The following is a 15,073-nucleotide window of genomic DNA, read 5'->3' as shown; positions in this document are numbered from 1 at the left end:
ACTTCCTTGCTGGTAACACCGAGTTCCTTAGCCAACTCGTGTACGCGGGCCTTGCCTGCCACTACATCTCCTGTCTATGAGGCGACAGCGGTAGTAGGCCGCGCCTCGGGTTTAGCTATGACGCATGGTCATCGGGACTTCACGGTGTGCTCATGTTCTTTGCTGCCTGTTCTGTTGGCTGGATAGTCGGGCGCATCGAAAGCTCGATGTGCTCGACCACCGCTGACGTATCCGGTGCGCCGGCGATGCGCAACGCTCGAGCAAAAGCTCGCCGCCGGATTGCTTCTCTGGCGCACTGTGGAACGGGATGCAGCCATGCACCCCGCCCCGGCAGAGTACCCGCTGGGTCAACGGTCACGGCATATTTACCGTTCCCGGCCGACACAGCAACCACTCGGAGCAGTTCGACGGCCAACTCTCGCTTTCGGCAACCGACACATGTCCGCACCGGTCCTTCGGTGCGTCGATGCGCCGAGGCCGAAATCTCGCGCTGGACCACGGCTTAGTTTACCTGCACCCAACCGATGGTCAGAACCACCCGCACGGCTGCGGTCTGCGTTGCCGCCGTGCTAGTGATCGTGCGCGAGTCCGTGGGCCGCGCCGTGCTCAGGATGGTCGGCCTCCTGGTCGGGCGAGTCGCCGCGGATGTCGATCCGCCAGCCGGTGAGCCGGGCGGCCAGCCGCGCATTCTGGCCCTCCTTGCCGATGGCCAGTGACAGCTGGAAGTCGGGCACCACTACCCGGGCGGCCCGGGCATTCTGGTCGATCACGGTGACCGAGACGACCTTGGCCGGCGACAACGCGTTGGCGACGAAGCGCGCGGGGTCTTCGTCGAAGTCGATGATGTCGATCTTCTCCCCGGACAGCTCGCTCATCACGTTGCGCACCCGCTGACCCATCGGTCCGATGCAGGCGCCCTTGGCGTTCAGGCCAGGAACGCGTGAAGCGACCGCGATCTTCGAGCGGTGACCGGCTTCGCGTGCCACCGCCACGATCTCCACCGAGCCTTCGGCGATCTCGGGGACTTCCAGCGAGAACAGCTTGCGTACCAGGTTGGGGTGGGTGCGCGACAACGTGATCACCGGCTCGCGCACGCCGCGGCTGACGCCCACCACGTAGCAGCGCACCCGGTCGCCGTGCTCGTATGCCTCACCCGGAACCTGCTCAGCCGCCGGGATCACCCCTTCGGACCCCTTGATCTCGCTGCCCATCCGAACGACGATCAGACCACGCGAATTGGCCCGGCTGTCGCGTTGGATCACGCCGGCGACGATCTCGCCCTCGTGGGTGGAGAATTCCCCATAGGTCCGCTCGTTCTCGGCGTCCCGGAGACGCTGCAGCATGACCTGTCGTGCGGTGGTGGCGGCGATGCGCCCGAAACCCTCCGGGGTGTCCTCCCATTCGCTGACCACGTTGCCGTCTTCGTCGAGTTCGCGAGCAACCACACGGACCGAACCCGTTTTGCGGTCGATGTCGATGTGCGCGTCGGGCTGATGCCCCTCGGTGTGCCGGTATGCGCTCAGCACGGCGGCCTTGACGTCCTCGAGCAAGTCGTCGAACGAGATGCCTCGCTCCACCACTATCGCGTGCAGAGCGGCCATGTCGATGTTCATGTTCTGCCCTCCGTCTCCACGCTTCGATCGACCGTAGCCAGCTCCATCTCTCGTTGAGGAGGAGGCGAAAACTCCACCTGGACAACAGCTTTCGAGATACCGTCGAGCGAGATCGGCCGCACTGCCCAGTCGCGGGCGCGGTCGTCGCGAACCACCAGGCTCAGCGTGCCGTCGTGCAACTCGCCGACTCGACCGGTGACCTGTGTCCCGTCTGCCATGGCCAACTCGACCTTGCGGCCCCGCGCGCGGCGAAAGTGCTTGTCGCTGGTCAGCGGGCGGTCGACCCCTGGTGAGGTCACTTCCAAGACGTAGCTGCCGTCGAGGTCGGGCGCCGCGTCCAGCAGGCTCGACGCCGAGCGAGAGAGTACGGCGATGGTGTCCAGATCGAGTGCGGTGTCGCCATCGGCGATCACGGTTATCCGCGGCGGCTGCGCCCGCGCATCGATGACGACGTCCTCAATTTCGTAACCTGCGCGCGCGAACTCACCATCGAGCAGCTCGATCACCTGCGTCTGTGACGGTAGCTCGGTGGTCACGGCGAGCTCCTCATCTTGAGTTGTCCGGTCAGCCAGCCCTGCGGCGCGAGCGATCAGCACGCGGAGCAGCCTTTAACGATACGCCAGGAAGCCGTTGTAAGACGTGTTCGCGGCGACTTCACCTGGCGTTACAGGCGGCTGCCCCGGCAATGGCAGGATGTTGCTGTGCTGCACCCCGAGCCTGGTTTCGATCCGATCGTCAGCAGGCGACGGGTCCTGGTGGGCGGCGCGACGCTGGCGGTGCTCGGAATGGCAGTGCCGGCGTGTAGTTCACCGCCCGCGCCGCCGGCCGTCGACGAACTCGAAGCACAGCTGACATTGGCCCGGCAAGACAGCGAACTGGCCACCGCGGCGGCAGTGGGCGCGTCGCAGCCGGTGAACGCCGCGCTGACCGAAGTCGCCGCCGAACGCACCAAACATGCGCAGGCGCTGACGACGGAAATCGCGCGACTGGCAGTCAACCCGACGTCAACGTCTCGCGAGATGCCCGCGCCGACCACCACGCCTGCCGTCGCGGCTTCCCCGCCGCCGCTGGCCGACGTGATCCGGTCGTTGCGGGCGTCGGCAGACAGTGCCCGGCAGCTGGCGGGCACCTCGTCGGGTTATCGTGCCGGCCTGCTCGGCTCGATCGCCGCCTCCTGCACCGCGTCCCACAGCGTCGCGCTGGAATTCGGGACCACATCGTCGTGACGTCCGCTGAACCGTCACCGGCCGCCACGCCGTACGACACCGCGCTGTGCGCTGCGCTGAACAACGAGCACGCCGTGATCTACGGCTACGGCATTGTGTCGGCGCACTGCGCACCCGAGGTGAACACCCTGGTGTCGTCGGCGCTGAATCAGCACCGGCAAAGGCGCGACGCGGTCATCACGACGCTGACCGGCCGCTCGGTGACGGCTCCGGTGGCCGCTGCGGGTTATCAACTGCCGATGCCGGTCAACAACCCCAGCGATGCGGCGCGACTGGCCGCGCGCATGGAGAAGGACACCGCGGCGGTCTGGCGCGCGGTCGTCGAGCAGGCTCAGAGCGACCAGGACCGCACGTTCGCCGTGACGGCGCTGACCCAGAGCGCGGTGCTGGCCGCCAAATGGAAGCAGGCGCAAGGCGATTGGCCGATCACCACGGCCTTCCCCGGCGCCGACTAGCCGGCGACCGTCGCGGTGATGTCGGTGGCCAGCCCGGCGCCGGCCGTCAGCTCGCGGGTCTCACCGCTGAATCTGTTGCGCAGCTCCACTTTTCCGTCTGCCCAGCCACGGCCCACCACAACGATCCACGGCACACCGAGCAGCTCGGCGTCCTTGAACTTCACGCCGGGCGATGCCTGCCGGTCGTCGAGCAACACCTCGATGCCCAGCCGATCCAGATCGGTGGCCAGGGCGGTGGCCCCCGCCCGCGCTTCGGCGTCCTTGTTGGCGATCACCAGATGCACATCGAACGGCGAAACCTCCGACGGCCAGCGCAGTCCCAGCTCGTCGTGCTGCTGTTCGGCGATGACCGCCACCAGCCGCGACACCCCGACCCCGTAGGAGCCCATGGTCAGCCTCACCGGTTTGCCGTCCTCGCCGAGCACGTCGACGGCGAAGGCATCGGTGTATTTGCGGCCGAGCTGGAAGATGTGACCGATCTCGATCCCGCGGGCCGAGACCAGCGGCCCGGCGCCGTCGGGAGACGGGTCGCCGTCGCGCACTTCGGCGGCCTCGATCGTGCCGTCGGCGGTGAAATCGCGGCCGGCCACCAGGCCGACGACATGCTTGCCGGGCTGGTCGGCGCCGGTGATCCAGCTGGTGCCGTCCACCACCCGCGGATCGACCAGGTATCGAACACCGTTGGCCAGCAGTGCTTTCGGGCCGATATAACCCTTCACAAGGAAGGGGTATTTGGCGAAGTCGGCGTCGTCGAGCAACGCGTACTCGGCAGGGTCGAGCGCGGCGCCGAGCCGTTTGTCGTCGACCTCGCGGTCACCGGGCACCCCGATCGCCAGTAGCTCCCAGTCGCCGCCCGGTTGGCGCACCTTGAGCAGGACATTCTTCAGGGTGTCGCCAGCGTTGACGCTGCGACCCAGTCCCGCTCCGTTGGCCCATTCGACCAAGGTCGCGATGGTCGGGGTGTCGCCGGTGTCGTGGACCACCGCCTCGGGCAGTCGGTCAACGGGCAGGGCTTCCGGCCGGGCGGTGACCACGGCCTCGACGTTGGCGGCGTAACCGGATTCCAGGCAACGGACGAAGGTATCCTCGCCGATCGGGCTTTCGGCCAGAAACTCCTCGGATGCCGAGCCACCCATCGCGCCCGATACGGCGGACACGATGACGTAATCGACGTCGAGGCGGCCGAAGATGCGTTGGTAGGCCTCACGGTGTGCGTGGTAGGCGTTCTTGAGGCCGGCGTCGTCGATGTCGTAGGAGTAGGAGTCCTTCATGACGAACTCGCGGCCGCGCAGGATGCCGGCGCGCGGACGCGCCTCGTCACGGTACTTGGTCTGGATTTGGTAGAGCGTCAGCGGAAAGTCCTTGTAGGAGCTGTACTCGCCCTTGACCGTCAAGGTGAAGAGCTCTTCGTGGGTGGGGCCGAGCAGGTAATCGTTGCCGCGGCGGTCCTGAAGCCGGAACACGCCATCGCCGTACTCGGTCCACCGGTTGGTGGTCTCATAGGGACCCCGCGGCAGCAGGGCCGGGAACAGGATCTCCTGGCCGCCGATCGCATTCATCTCCTCGCGCACGACCCGCTCGATCTTGCGCAGCACCCGCAGGCCCAGTGGCAACCAGCTGTAGAGGCCAGGCGCGATCGGTCGGACGTAGCCGGCGCGGATCAACAGCTTGTGGCTGGCAACTTCGGCTTCGGCGGGGTCGTCGCGCAGCGTGCGCAAGAACAACTCTGACATCCGGGTGATCACAGCGCGCCAGCCTAACTGCTGGTGAGAGTTGATTGCCAAACAGCAGTCATGGCAATGGTCAGCGAGGGATTACAGCCCCGGCTGCTGTGTGGTGAAACACCGGGGTGTAGGGCTAAGCGGCGATGTCCGGCTCAGCGTTTGTCGGCCGTGTCGCAGCGGTGGTCTGGTGATCGGTTGCCGCGCGACGGGCTACCCGCCCCACGCTGAGCGCAAGCACCACCGCAACAGCGGCCGGCAGCACCCACCACACAGGCATCGCGGTCGCGCTCAGGCCATGGGTGAGGGCCAGCGCGGCGATCACCCCGACCGCCACGCTCCAGTCGTCGCCGACCACGAAGTCATACCAGAAACCGACGAATGCGGAGGCGCGGCGCTTCATGCCGGAACCTGATGCACACTGTCCGGTAACCGCGTAATCGGCTGTGCCGCAAGGCGCCGCAACACGGCGACAAGCGCCAACGCGAAGCCCGTCACGACCGGGACCAGGACTAAGAGTGCAGCGTCCGCGCCAGGCCATTCTGCGCCGGCGCCTTCGGCTCCCCAGAACACACCAAACGAGGTCAGCATGACTCCGACGGCGAACTTCATGGTGTTCTCCGGAACGCGGCTCAGCGGTGCCCGGACCGCAACCCCTGCGATGGTGACGACGAGCAACGCGACCACGGCGGCGACCACGGCCAGCGGCATGTTGCCTTGGTTGGCCCCAAACGTCACGACGACGAAGGCGACCTCCAGACCTTCAAGCACAACACCTTTGAAGGACAAGCAGAACGAGTACCAGTCGCCGACGACGGCATGCCGCCCCGCCTGCGCGGCCTTGGCCGCCGCGAGTTCGATGGCGTAGCAGGCGTTCTCGTCACGCAACGGCTTAATCCCGCTGGCACGCAGGACGGCCTTGCGCAGCCACTGCAAGCCGAAGATGACCAGCAGCCCGCCGACAACCAGCCGCAAGGCACCTAATGGCATCATGGTCAACGCCGGCCCGAGGACCGCCACTACGACCGTCAAGACGACGACGCCGGACACCATCCCACTGATCGCGGAGCGCCAGTCGCGGCCGGTCCCGGCGGCCAGCACGATGGTCAATGCCTCGACCGCCTCGACAGCACAGGCTAAGAACACCGCTAGAAACAACGCTCCGCTGCTCATCACCCGATGTCCTTAGTCGAGGTGATTGACCGCCTTCGCGACGACCGCGCCAACGATGGCAGCCAAAGGCGAAATCAACGGAAACGTTGGGTGTCTGGCGGGGGACTTTCCGGAATACGAGCTAGAGCTCGCCGGCGTCGATGGCGTCCTTGACTTCCTGCGCGTGCGCCACCTGCTCGGCGGTGTAGCCGATCAGCAGCGACACCCCGCCGACGATCACGGCGACGCCGGCCACCCACAGCAACCCGTAAGTGTAACCGTGGTCAAGGGCATTCAACTGAGCGGCGTTCATGTTCTTCACCGGGCCGTTGGTGCCGCCCAAGTACAGCGTGCGCGACGTGATGACGGCCTGGATGACGGCGAGAACCACTGGGCCACCGAGGTTTTGCAGCATCAGCGCGATGGCCGAGGTCGGTCCGATCTGGTCGAAACCGACGCCCGCGATCGCCGAGAGCGCCACCGGCACAACGATCATGCCGATACCGATACCTGCGATCACGACCGGCACGATCAGGTTCGGGAAGTACGGCATGCGGCCGTTGAAGGTCGACCCGTAGATCATGGCGCCGACCACCAGTGCTCCACCGGCGATGACCACGACCCGCGGCTGGAAGCGCGACACCAACTGCGACGAGCCGCCCAACCCGATGCCCATCGCAATCGCGAACGGGATGAAGCCGACACCCGCGCGCAGCGCGCTGTAACCCATGATGTCCTGCACGTAAATGGCCACCAGCACGGTGACGGTGAACAACACCCCACCAGCCATGAAGATCGCGGCGAATGTGGCCAGCCGGTTGCGGTCGAAGAACAAGTTGAACGGGACGACGGGGTTCTCGGCCGAGCGCTCGACGAAGGCGAATGCGACGAACGCGATGAGCCCCACCGCGGCCGAACCGATCGTGGTGAGCGAAATCCAGCCCGCTTCGGGACCCGACGAAAAGGCGAACACCGCGGCGGTGCAGGCCAACGTCGCGAGCACAGCCCCGGCCGCGTCGAGTTTCATCCGTTCGCGGTTGGTTTCCCGCAGCGCGGTGCGGGCCAGGTAGATCATCACCAGCCCGATCGGCACATTCACCAAAAACGCCAGCCGCCAGGACACCTCGGTGAGCGCTCCACCGACGACCAGGCCCATCACCGAGCCGACACCGGTCATCGCCCCGAAGACCGCGGTGGCCGCGTTGCGTGCCGGCCCCTTGGCGAACGTTGTGGCGACCAGTGCGAAGCCGGTTGGCGAGGCGATCGCGGCGCCCACACCTTGGAGCAACCGGGCAATAACCAAGGTGACGTCATCCCAGGCGATGCCGCACAGCGCAGACGCGATGGTGAACAGCGAGACGCCGACGATGAAGGTCCGCTTGCGGCCGATGGTGTCGCCGAGGCGGCCACCCAGCAGCATCAAGCCACCGAAGGTCAGTACGTAGGCGGTGATGACCCAACTGCGGCCGGCGTCAGACAGGCTCAGCTCATTCTGGATCTTGGGAAGCGCAACGATCGCGATGGTGCCGTCCATGGTCGCCATCAGCTGCATCCCGGCGATGGCGATGACCGCGGCGAAGAATCGGCGCGTCGGCAGCCATGTCGTGGAAGTCTTGGTCGGAGTCAACTCGGCGGTCTTTTCCGGGTGCGGTTGGGGCATGTGAACTGCTCGCTTCGAGGGTTCAGTCGTCCATTTTTGGACAGCCCGCTCTGCATCGTTGAGAGCCGTCATAAGAACTTACCCTACAGTAATCTTAGGGATCTTTTAAATGCCGAAGGCGGCCACCGAGCCGATAACGATGATCGCGGGAGGTCGAATACCCTCCGAACGGATCTTTTCCGGCGCGTCGGCCAGCGTGGCCCGCAAAGTGTGCTCGGCCGCCGTCGTACCTTGTTGGACAACTAGAACCGGCGTATCCGCAGGTCGGCCGCCCTTTAATAAGACTTCGGCGAACAGCTCGATGCGCTCGACCGCCATCAGCAAAACAATGGTCCCGGTCATCGCAGCTAATGCGTCCCAATTCACTAACGATTCGGGATGATCCGGCGCAACATGCCCGCTGACGACCACAAACTCGTGATTGATCGCGCGGTGCGTGACCGGAACACCGGCCGATGCCGGCACCGCTATGGCACTGGTCACACCAGGCACGACCGTCACCGGGATGCCGGCGTCGACGCAGGCCAGCAGCTCTTCGTAACCGCGGGCGAATACGAATGGGTCTCCCCCTTTGAGCCGGACCACGAATTGGCCGGCTCGAGCCCGTTCGATCATCACGGCGTTGATGGCGTCCTGGGCCATCGCCCGGCCGTATGGGATCTTGGCGGCGTCGATCACCTCAACATGCGGTGGCAGCTCCGCGAGCAGCTCCGGCGGCGCCAGCCGGTCGGCGACGACGACGTCGGCCTGCGCGAGCAGCCGCCGGCCCCGCACGGTGATCAGTTCCGGATCGCCGGGGCCGCCGCCGATCAGCGCCACCCCGCCGCGCACCACGTCGGTGCTTTCGAAGCTCTCGAGCGAAATCACGCCCTGCTGTAGTGCCTCGCGGATCGCCGAGCGGATGCCCGCCGAGCGACGGTGCTCACCACCCGCCAGCACTCCCACCGACAGCCCCGCGTACTCGAACGACGCGGGGGTCACCGCGCTGCCCTCGATCGCGATATCAGCGCGAACACAGAAGATTCGGTTGCGATCCGCTTCGGCCACCACCGCGGCGTTCACCTCGGGATCGTCGGTGGCCACAATCGCATACCAGGCGTCGGCGAGGTCACCATCGCGATAGTCACGCAGTGCCAACGTGATTCCGCTCATCGCCTCGACCGAGCGAGTGGCGCTGCGGGCAACGACGTGCACGTCCGCTCCGCTGGCGACGAGTAACGGGAGCCGGCGTTGGGCGACGCTGCCGCCGCCTACCACGACGACCTTCTTCCCGGCCAGCCGCAGGCCAACCAAATACGGGTTCTCCGATGCGGTGACCATGACCTCAGACCGGCGCGCCGGGCCGCAGCATCGGCACGTGCGGAACACCGTCGTCGAGGAAGTCGTCACCGTCTCGGACGAATCCATGCTGCGAGTACATGTCCGCCAGATATACCTGAGCGTCGATCCGGCACGGGTAGTCGCCGACTTCGGCCAACGCCGCACGTAATAACCGGGTGGTGTGGCCCTCGCCGCGCGCGCTGCGTTTGGTGCACAACCGCCCGAGCCGGAATGCCTTGTGCCCGCCCGGGTACTCCTCCATCAGCCGCAGCGTGCAGATCACCTCACCGTCGGGCTCCGCCAGCCAGAAGTGACGTGTCTCGGCCAGCAGGTCACGCCCGTCGAGTTCGGGATACGGGCGGGCCTGCTCGACCACGAAGACCTCCACCCGCAGTTTCAGTAGCGCGTAAAGGGTTGGCACATTGAGGTCTTTGGCCCAGGCGCGGCGCGATGCGACGCTCATGAGTCCCCCAGCGCCAGCGCCTTGTTGCTCCACGACCGCAACTCCTCGAATAGCACCGGCTCTTCGGACAAGGTAGCCCCCAGCGACGGCACCATCTCCTTGAGAGTTGGCAGCCAGCTCTGGTAGCGGTCGGCAAAGCAGCGCTGCAGCACCCCGAGCATCGCCGACACCGCAGTCGACGCACCCGGTGACGCGCCGAGCAATCCGGCGATGCCGCCATCGACGGCGCAAAGCACGGTGGTGTCGAATTCGAGCACGCCCCCTCGACGCTTGCGCGGTCGGATCACCTGAACCCGCTGTCCGGCGGTCGTCAGCTTCCAGTCGGAATCGACTGCGCTGGGCGCGAATTCGCGCAAGGTCTCGACCCGCTTGGCCTCCGACTGTCGCAACTGGCCGATCAGATAGCTGACCAGCCCCAGCTGGCTGGCGCCGGCCCCAAGCATGGTGGCCAGATTGCCCGGCCGGACCGATCGCGGCAGATCGCTGACATGGCCCTGCTTGAGGAATTTCGGCGACCATCCCGCGAACGGCCCGAACAGCAGCCACGGCTTGCCGTTCACGATGCGGGCGTCCAGGTGCGCCGCCGTCATCGCGGGCGCGCCCGGTGCCGGCAAGCCGTAGACCTTGGCCCGGTGCGCGCCGGTGATCGCGGGGTTGTCACTGCGCAGGAATCGTCCGCCGATCGGGAAGCCGCCAAAGCCCTTGGCTTCCTTGATGCCGGACTTCTGCAGCAACGGCAGCACTTGCCCGCCCGCGCCGACAAAGACGAATTTAGCCTCCAGCGTTCGGTTTTCGCCGGTACGACGATTGTGCACTGCCACCGCCCAACTGCCGTCGCGCCGACGCGACAGATTGCGGACCTCGTGTCCGAACAACACCAGGGTCCCGTTGCGCACGCCGTAGCCGATCAGCTGCCGGGACAGCGCGCCGAAGTCGACGTCGGTGCCGTCGGCGGCCCAACTGAGCGCAATGGGTGCAGAAGGTCCCGCGAGGTCGCGTTTGGCAGCCATGTAGGGCAGCCGGCGAGCGAATTCGTCAGCGTCCTCGATCCACTCGGTGCGGGCGAAGAGCGGATTATCGGCCAGCGCCTCGCGGCGCCGGCGGAGATAGTCGACGCGCTCGGCGCCTTGTACAAAGCTGACATGCGGAACCGGGTTGAGAAAGCCGCGGACGTCCGACACCATGCCGTTCTCCGCCGCGTAGGCCCAGAACTGACGGGTGACCTGAAATTCCTCGTTGACCCGCACCGCTTTGGCGATGTCGATCGAACCGTCCGGCAGCTGCGGCGTATAGAACAGCTCGCAAAGCCCCGCATGTCCGGTGCCGGCGTTGTTCCACGGGTCGCTGCTTTCGGCCGCGGCACCGTCGAGCCGCTCGACCACGGTGATCGACCAGCTCGGCTCCAACCGGCGCAGCAGCGCCGACAACGTCGCGCTCATGATCCCGGTCCCGACCAGCACGGCGTCGACCTTCGAAGTTGTGCTTACCTGCGGGTCTGACACCGAGCCGATCGTCCTTTGCGTTGGAGCGGGCTTTACCGATCGCTGCCAGGTTATCTCGGCCGCTTCTGACCCGCCGGTCTGCGCAGTCTGAGACGCTGTGGCCATGACCTGGCGAAATCGAACCGCTGCGGTCGCGCTGGCGGCGGTGCTGGTCGGCGGATGTTCCGCATCGGCCCATCACGACAACGCCGTGTCCGGCAGCCCCGTGACATCGACGCCGACGCCGGTCACCCAGGCCGCGGCGCGCGGTGTCGAGGCCGCGATCAGCACCATCCCGTGGACGCAGATCGGCCCCGGCTGGCTGCTGGCGACCTGGAGTCAAGTTCCCGGCCGGCGGCCCGGCGGGGATCTGTCGCCGGGAGAACCCACACCCGCGACGGCGACCACCACGCTGTACCTGGTTGACCCGGCAGGTGGTCGCTACCCGATCACCAGCTTCCCGCCGCCCGGTGCGGGACCGAGCCCGACGCTCGCCGACTGGTCAGGCGACGGAACCCACGCTCTCTTCTACGCAACCGCGCCCGCACCTTCGGGGGCTTACACGGTCACCACCGTCGACCTGCGTAGCGGCGCGCGGGCCTCGTTCACTATCGACAACGGCGCCAACAGCTTTGACGTCGCGGCGCGGTATTCGCGTCCGCAGGGCAAGGCCATATTGCTGGCCAAGTCAAACGGCGCCGAGGCTGACTGGCTCAAGCGAGTTGACCTCACCGGCCGGCCAGAGCTCACCTACCCGGTGGGCCGAGACTTTCAGGGGTCGTACCTGTCCACACCCGACGGGACCCAGCTGGTGCTCGGCATGGCGACCGGGCTGGCACTGATGGGCAATGACGGGACCACAGGCAAGACACTGCCGATCACCGGCGCCCAGGATTGCGCGCCAACCCGGTGGTGGGACGCGAACTCGACAGTCGTCGCCCGCTGCCGTGGCCACGGCCCGGCCCGACTATGGCTGGTCCCGATCAATGGCGCGCGGCCCACCGCGCTGACCGCACCGCTGAACGGGCAGGGACCCGACTACGGCGATCTCAACGCATGGCAGCTCCCGTCGGACACGTTCGTGCAAGTCGCGGGTGCGTGCGGCAGCGAATACCTTGGCAAGCTCAGCGGAGTCGGCGGCACCACGACGCGGGTGGACGTGCCCGGTGTCGACCCGCACAGCAGTATCCGCGTGATCGGTCCCAATGCTGGCCATCTCATCGTGCAGGGTCGAGCCTCGTGCGGCGGCGGCCAGACGTTGTTCGACTATGACCCGGCCGCCAACGCGTCGACAGTGCTGCTCGGGCCGCCGCTCAACGCCGGCGGCGTCATCGCGGCGCTGCCCTACCCCGGCCGCGGCTAGCGGGTCCGACGGCGACCACGCTTTAAGCTGGCGTGCGTGACTGGCTGGCAGCCCGATGTCCTGCCCGGCTACTGGCAACGCACCATTCCGCTGGGTGACGACCCCGACGGCGAGGGCGACATCGACGCGACGCTGCTGCGTCGCGGCGACGCCGCGCCGGCCTCAGATGCGGTCCTGGCAGTGCACGGGTACACCGACTACTTCTTCCACACCGCGTTGGCCGACCATTTCGCCGGCCGCGGCATCGCCTTCTATGCGCTGGACCTGCGCAAGTGCGGGCGCTCGTCGCGCAGCGGGCTGACCCCGCACTTCACCACCGACCTGGCCTGCTACGACCGCGAGCTCGATCGCGCACTGGAAATCATCGGCGAGGAGACAGGTTCAGCCCGTGTGCTGGTATACGGCCACTCCGCCGGCGGGCTGATCGTCTCGCTGTGGCTGGACCGGATGCGGCAACGCGGCGCGACCACCCGTAACCGGGTAGCGGGCCTGGTGCTCAACAGTCCTTTTCTGGATCTGCCCGGCCCGATGCCGCTTCGCTGGCCACCGACGAGAGCGCTGATCGCCGCGATCGCACGCTTCGGCGACAAACGGGTCGCCCGCGGCCCGAGCGAGACCGGCGGCGGCTATGGTGCGAGCCTGCATCGTGACTACCACGGCGAGTTCGACTACGACCTGCAATGGAAACCGTTGGGCGGCTTCCCCATTACCTTCGGCTGGCTGTCCGCGGTGCGGCGTGGCCAGACCAAGCTGCACCGCGGGCTCGATGTCGGCGTGCCGAATCTGATTCTGCGTTCGGACCACAGCGTGATCGAGGCCTCCGATGCGATCGCCCTCCAGTGCGGCGACGCGGTTCTCGACGTCAAGCACATCGCCCGCTGGGCAGGCTGCATCGGCAACCGCAGCACGATCGTCCCGGTGGTCGATGCCAAGCATGATGTGTTCCTGTCGATGCCGCAGCCGCGCAAGGTTGCGTACCAGCACCTGGACAGCTGGCTGGACGACTACCTGGGTGCGGCCTCCAACGTCGCTTCTCAGAACGGCTGAAGGACTACCGGATGGAAAGCTACGACCTGGCGATCATCGGAACAGGCTCCGGCAATAGCATTCTCGACGACCGCTACGCCAAGAAGCGGGTCGCGATCTGCGAGCAGGGAACCTTCGGCGGAACGTGCCTCAACGTCGGGTGCATTCCGACCAAGATGTTCGTCTACGCCGCCGAGGTTGCCGAAACCATCCGCTCCGCAGCGCGTTACGGCATCGACGCACACGTCGACCGGGTGCGATGGGACGACATCGTGTCGCGCGTGTTCGGACGCATCGACCCGATCGCGATCGGCGGTGAGGACTACCGGCGCGCTCAGCCCAACCTCGATGTCTACGACACGCACACCCGCTTCGCTGCGGTCCAGGACGACGGCCGCTATCTCCTGCGCACTGATGACGGTGAGGAGTTCACCGCCGAAAAGGTGGTGATCGCCGCGGGCGCGCGAGCGGAGATTCCGCCGGCCATCCTGGACTGCGGGGTGCGCTACTACACCAGTGACGACATCATGCGGATACCGGAACTGCCGAAACACCTGGTAATCGTCGGCGGCGGTTTCGTCGCATGCGAATTCGCCCACATCTTCTCCGCACTCGGCGTCCGGATCACGATGGTGATCCGCGGCGGCTCGCTGCTGCGGCATCTGGACGACACCCTATCCAGGCGGTTCACCCGCATCGCGTCGAGCAAGTGGGAAGTGCGCAGCCACCGCAACATTCTCGGCTCGCACGAAAACCGTTCCGGCATCGTGCTGGAACTCGACAACGGCTCGGAGCTACAGGCCGATGCCGTGCTGGTGGCTACCGGACGGCGCTCCAACGGCGATCGGCTGGCCGCCGACATAGCCGGAATCGAGATGGACGATCGCCGCATCGTTGTCGACGAATACCAACGGACCTCCGCGCGTAACGTCTTCGCGCTCGGCGATGTGTCGTCGCCGTATGAGCTCAAGCATGTTGCCAACCATGAAGCACGTGTCGTGCAGCGCAACCTGCTGCGCGACTGGGACGACACCAAAGCGATGGTCGCCACCGACCACCGCTATGTTCCCGCCGCGGTGTTCACCGATCCGCAGATCGCCTACGTCGGATTGACCGAGAACGAAGCTGTTGCAAAGGGTTTCGACGTGTCCTGCAAAATCCAGGACTACGCGGACGTCGCCTACGGCTGGGCGACCGAGGACACCGTCGGCATCGTGAAACTCATCTCCGACTCCAAGACCGGTCAACTGCTCGGCGCGCACATCATGGGACACCAAGCCTCGTCGATCATCCAGCCGCTGATTCAGGCGATGACCTTTGGCCTGAGCGTGCACGAGATGGCGCGCGGCCAGTACTGGATTCACCCCGCGCTGCCAGAAGTCGTCGAAAACGCCCTATTGGGACTGTCAGACTGACGTCCGTGCCTAGGCGCGGCGGGTTAGGCGGCGGTGCTTGACGATCGACCGCGGCGGCTGTCGATCGACCACAGATGACCACAGTTGGGACATTGCAGGTGCAGGAGCCACGCCTGGTTGTTCAGCAGGTACTGCCAGTGCGCATCGCAATTGCGACTGCTCTGGCAATCGGAGCACC

General features: G+C 66.3%; 16 protein-coding genes. 5 read left to right on the top strand and 11 right to left on the bottom strand.

The genetic code is table 11. The features are described from left to right. The 4 genes from VGH54_RS30035 to rimP form a co-directional block, all read right to left on the bottom strand. The coding region (locus VGH54_RS30035) for a translation initiation factor IF-2 N-terminal domain-containing protein (protein WP_414688671.1) at positions 1-62 on the bottom strand (62 nt) is incomplete at its 3' end. 77 nt (positions 63-139) lie between these two features. Continuing rightward, complete coding sequence (locus VGH54_RS08025) at positions 140-385, bottom strand: DUF448 domain-containing protein (RefSeq protein WP_414688670.1); 246 nt, start codon at positions 383-385, stop codon at positions 140-142. Between the two features lie 184 nt (positions 386-569). Continuing rightward, positions 570-1,613 (bottom strand): transcription termination factor NusA, encoded by a 1,044-nt coding sequence (gene nusA / locus VGH54_RS08020; RefSeq protein WP_331511402.1) that lies wholly within the window; start codon positions 1,611-1,613, stop codon positions 570-572. Beyond that, positions 1,610-2,149: a ribosome maturation factor RimP gene (rimP, locus tag VGH54_RS08015; protein WP_331511404.1), complete on the bottom strand. Its 540-nt coding sequence runs from the start codon at positions 2,147-2,149 to the stop codon at positions 1,610-1,612. Before rimP ends, nusA begins: the two co-directional genes overlap by 4 nt. Positions 2,150-2,314: 165 nt before the next feature. Between rimP and VGH54_RS08010 the strand changes: the two genes are divergently transcribed. Together VGH54_RS08010 and VGH54_RS08005 are read left to right on the top strand one after the other, a co-directional pair. Further along, on the top strand, positions 2,315-2,839 hold the full coding sequence (locus VGH54_RS08010; RefSeq protein ID WP_331511401.1) for a hypothetical protein: 525 nt from the start codon (positions 2,315-2,317) through the stop codon (positions 2,837-2,839). Then, the gene (locus VGH54_RS08005; RefSeq protein ID WP_331511400.1) at positions 2,836-3,294 is read left to right on the top strand and encodes a ferritin-like domain-containing protein; all 459 of its coding nucleotides are present in this window, start codon (positions 2,836-2,838) and stop codon (positions 3,292-3,294) included. Before VGH54_RS08010 ends, VGH54_RS08005 begins: the two co-directional genes overlap by 4 nt. Here VGH54_RS08005 and VGH54_RS08000 read toward each other — a convergent pair. The 7 genes from VGH54_RS08000 to mqo form a co-directional block, all read right to left on the bottom strand. Next, the gene (locus tag VGH54_RS08000; protein WP_331511399.1) at positions 3,291-5,039 is read right to left on the bottom strand and encodes a proline--tRNA ligase; all 1,749 of its coding nucleotides are present in this window, start codon (positions 5,037-5,039) and stop codon (positions 3,291-3,293) included. The two genes, VGH54_RS08005 and VGH54_RS08000, sit on opposite strands and share 4 nt — an antisense overlap. Positions 5,040-5,151: 112 nt before the next feature. Then, complete coding sequence (locus VGH54_RS07995) at positions 5,152-5,418, bottom strand: hypothetical protein (RefSeq protein WP_331511398.1); 267 nt, start codon at positions 5,416-5,418, stop codon at positions 5,152-5,154. Then, positions 5,415-6,188 (bottom strand): hypothetical protein, encoded by a 774-nt coding sequence (locus VGH54_RS07990; RefSeq protein ID WP_331511396.1) that lies wholly within the window; start codon positions 6,186-6,188, stop codon positions 5,415-5,417. The genes VGH54_RS07995 and VGH54_RS07990 overlap by 4 nt, the downstream gene beginning before the upstream one ends. A 121-nt stretch (positions 6,189-6,309) precedes the next feature. Further along, on the bottom strand, positions 6,310-7,899 hold the full coding sequence (locus VGH54_RS07985) for an MFS transporter (RefSeq protein ID WP_331511395.1): 1,590 nt from the start codon (positions 7,897-7,899) through the stop codon (positions 6,310-6,312). Between the two features lie 33 nt (positions 7,900-7,932). Further along, entirely contained in the window at positions 7,933-9,147 is a 1,215-nt protein-coding gene (gene cobA, locus VGH54_RS07980) for a uroporphyrinogen-III C-methyltransferase (RefSeq protein WP_331511394.1), read from the bottom strand. Between the two features lie 4 nt (positions 9,148-9,151). Continuing rightward, on the bottom strand, positions 9,152-9,610 hold the full coding sequence (locus VGH54_RS07975; protein ID WP_331511392.1) for a GNAT family N-acetyltransferase: 459 nt from the start codon (positions 9,608-9,610) through the stop codon (positions 9,152-9,154). Beyond that, positions 9,607-11,217, bottom strand: coding sequence for a malate dehydrogenase (quinone) (mqo, locus tag VGH54_RS07970; protein WP_414688669.1), 1,611 nt, complete (start codon positions 11,215-11,217; stop codon positions 9,607-9,609). Before mqo ends, VGH54_RS07975 begins: the two co-directional genes overlap by 4 nt. Between mqo and VGH54_RS07965 the strand changes: the two genes are divergently transcribed. From VGH54_RS07965 to mtr, 3 genes are read left to right on the top strand one after another with little or no spacing between them, the layout of a single operon-like run. Continuing rightward, complete coding sequence (locus VGH54_RS07965; RefSeq protein ID WP_331511389.1) at positions 11,216-12,454, top strand: hypothetical protein; 1,239 nt, start codon at positions 11,216-11,218, stop codon at positions 12,452-12,454. The genes mqo and VGH54_RS07965 overlap by 2 nt on opposite strands. A 36-nt stretch (positions 12,455-12,490) precedes the next feature. Further along, positions 12,491-13,501 carry an alpha/beta hydrolase gene (locus VGH54_RS07960; RefSeq protein ID WP_331511388.1) on the top strand — a complete coding sequence of 337 codons (1,011 nt, stop codon included), beginning with the start codon at positions 12,491-12,493 and terminating at the stop codon, positions 13,499-13,501. Between the two features lie 11 nt (positions 13,502-13,512). Continuing rightward, positions 13,513-14,895, top strand: a complete 1,383-nt coding sequence (mtr, locus tag VGH54_RS07955) for a mycothione reductase (protein WP_331511387.1) — start codon at positions 13,513-13,515, stop codon at positions 14,893-14,895. Positions 14,896-15,073 lie beyond the last annotated feature (178 nt).

Origin of the sequence: Mycobacterium sp., from assembly GCF_036488105.1 — a bacterium.
Lineage (GTDB): Bacteria > Actinomycetota > Actinomycetes > Mycobacteriales > Mycobacteriaceae > Mycobacterium.
The sequence above is the reverse complement of the archived record's forward strand: the minus strand, read 5'-3'. Positions and strand labels throughout refer to the sequence as shown.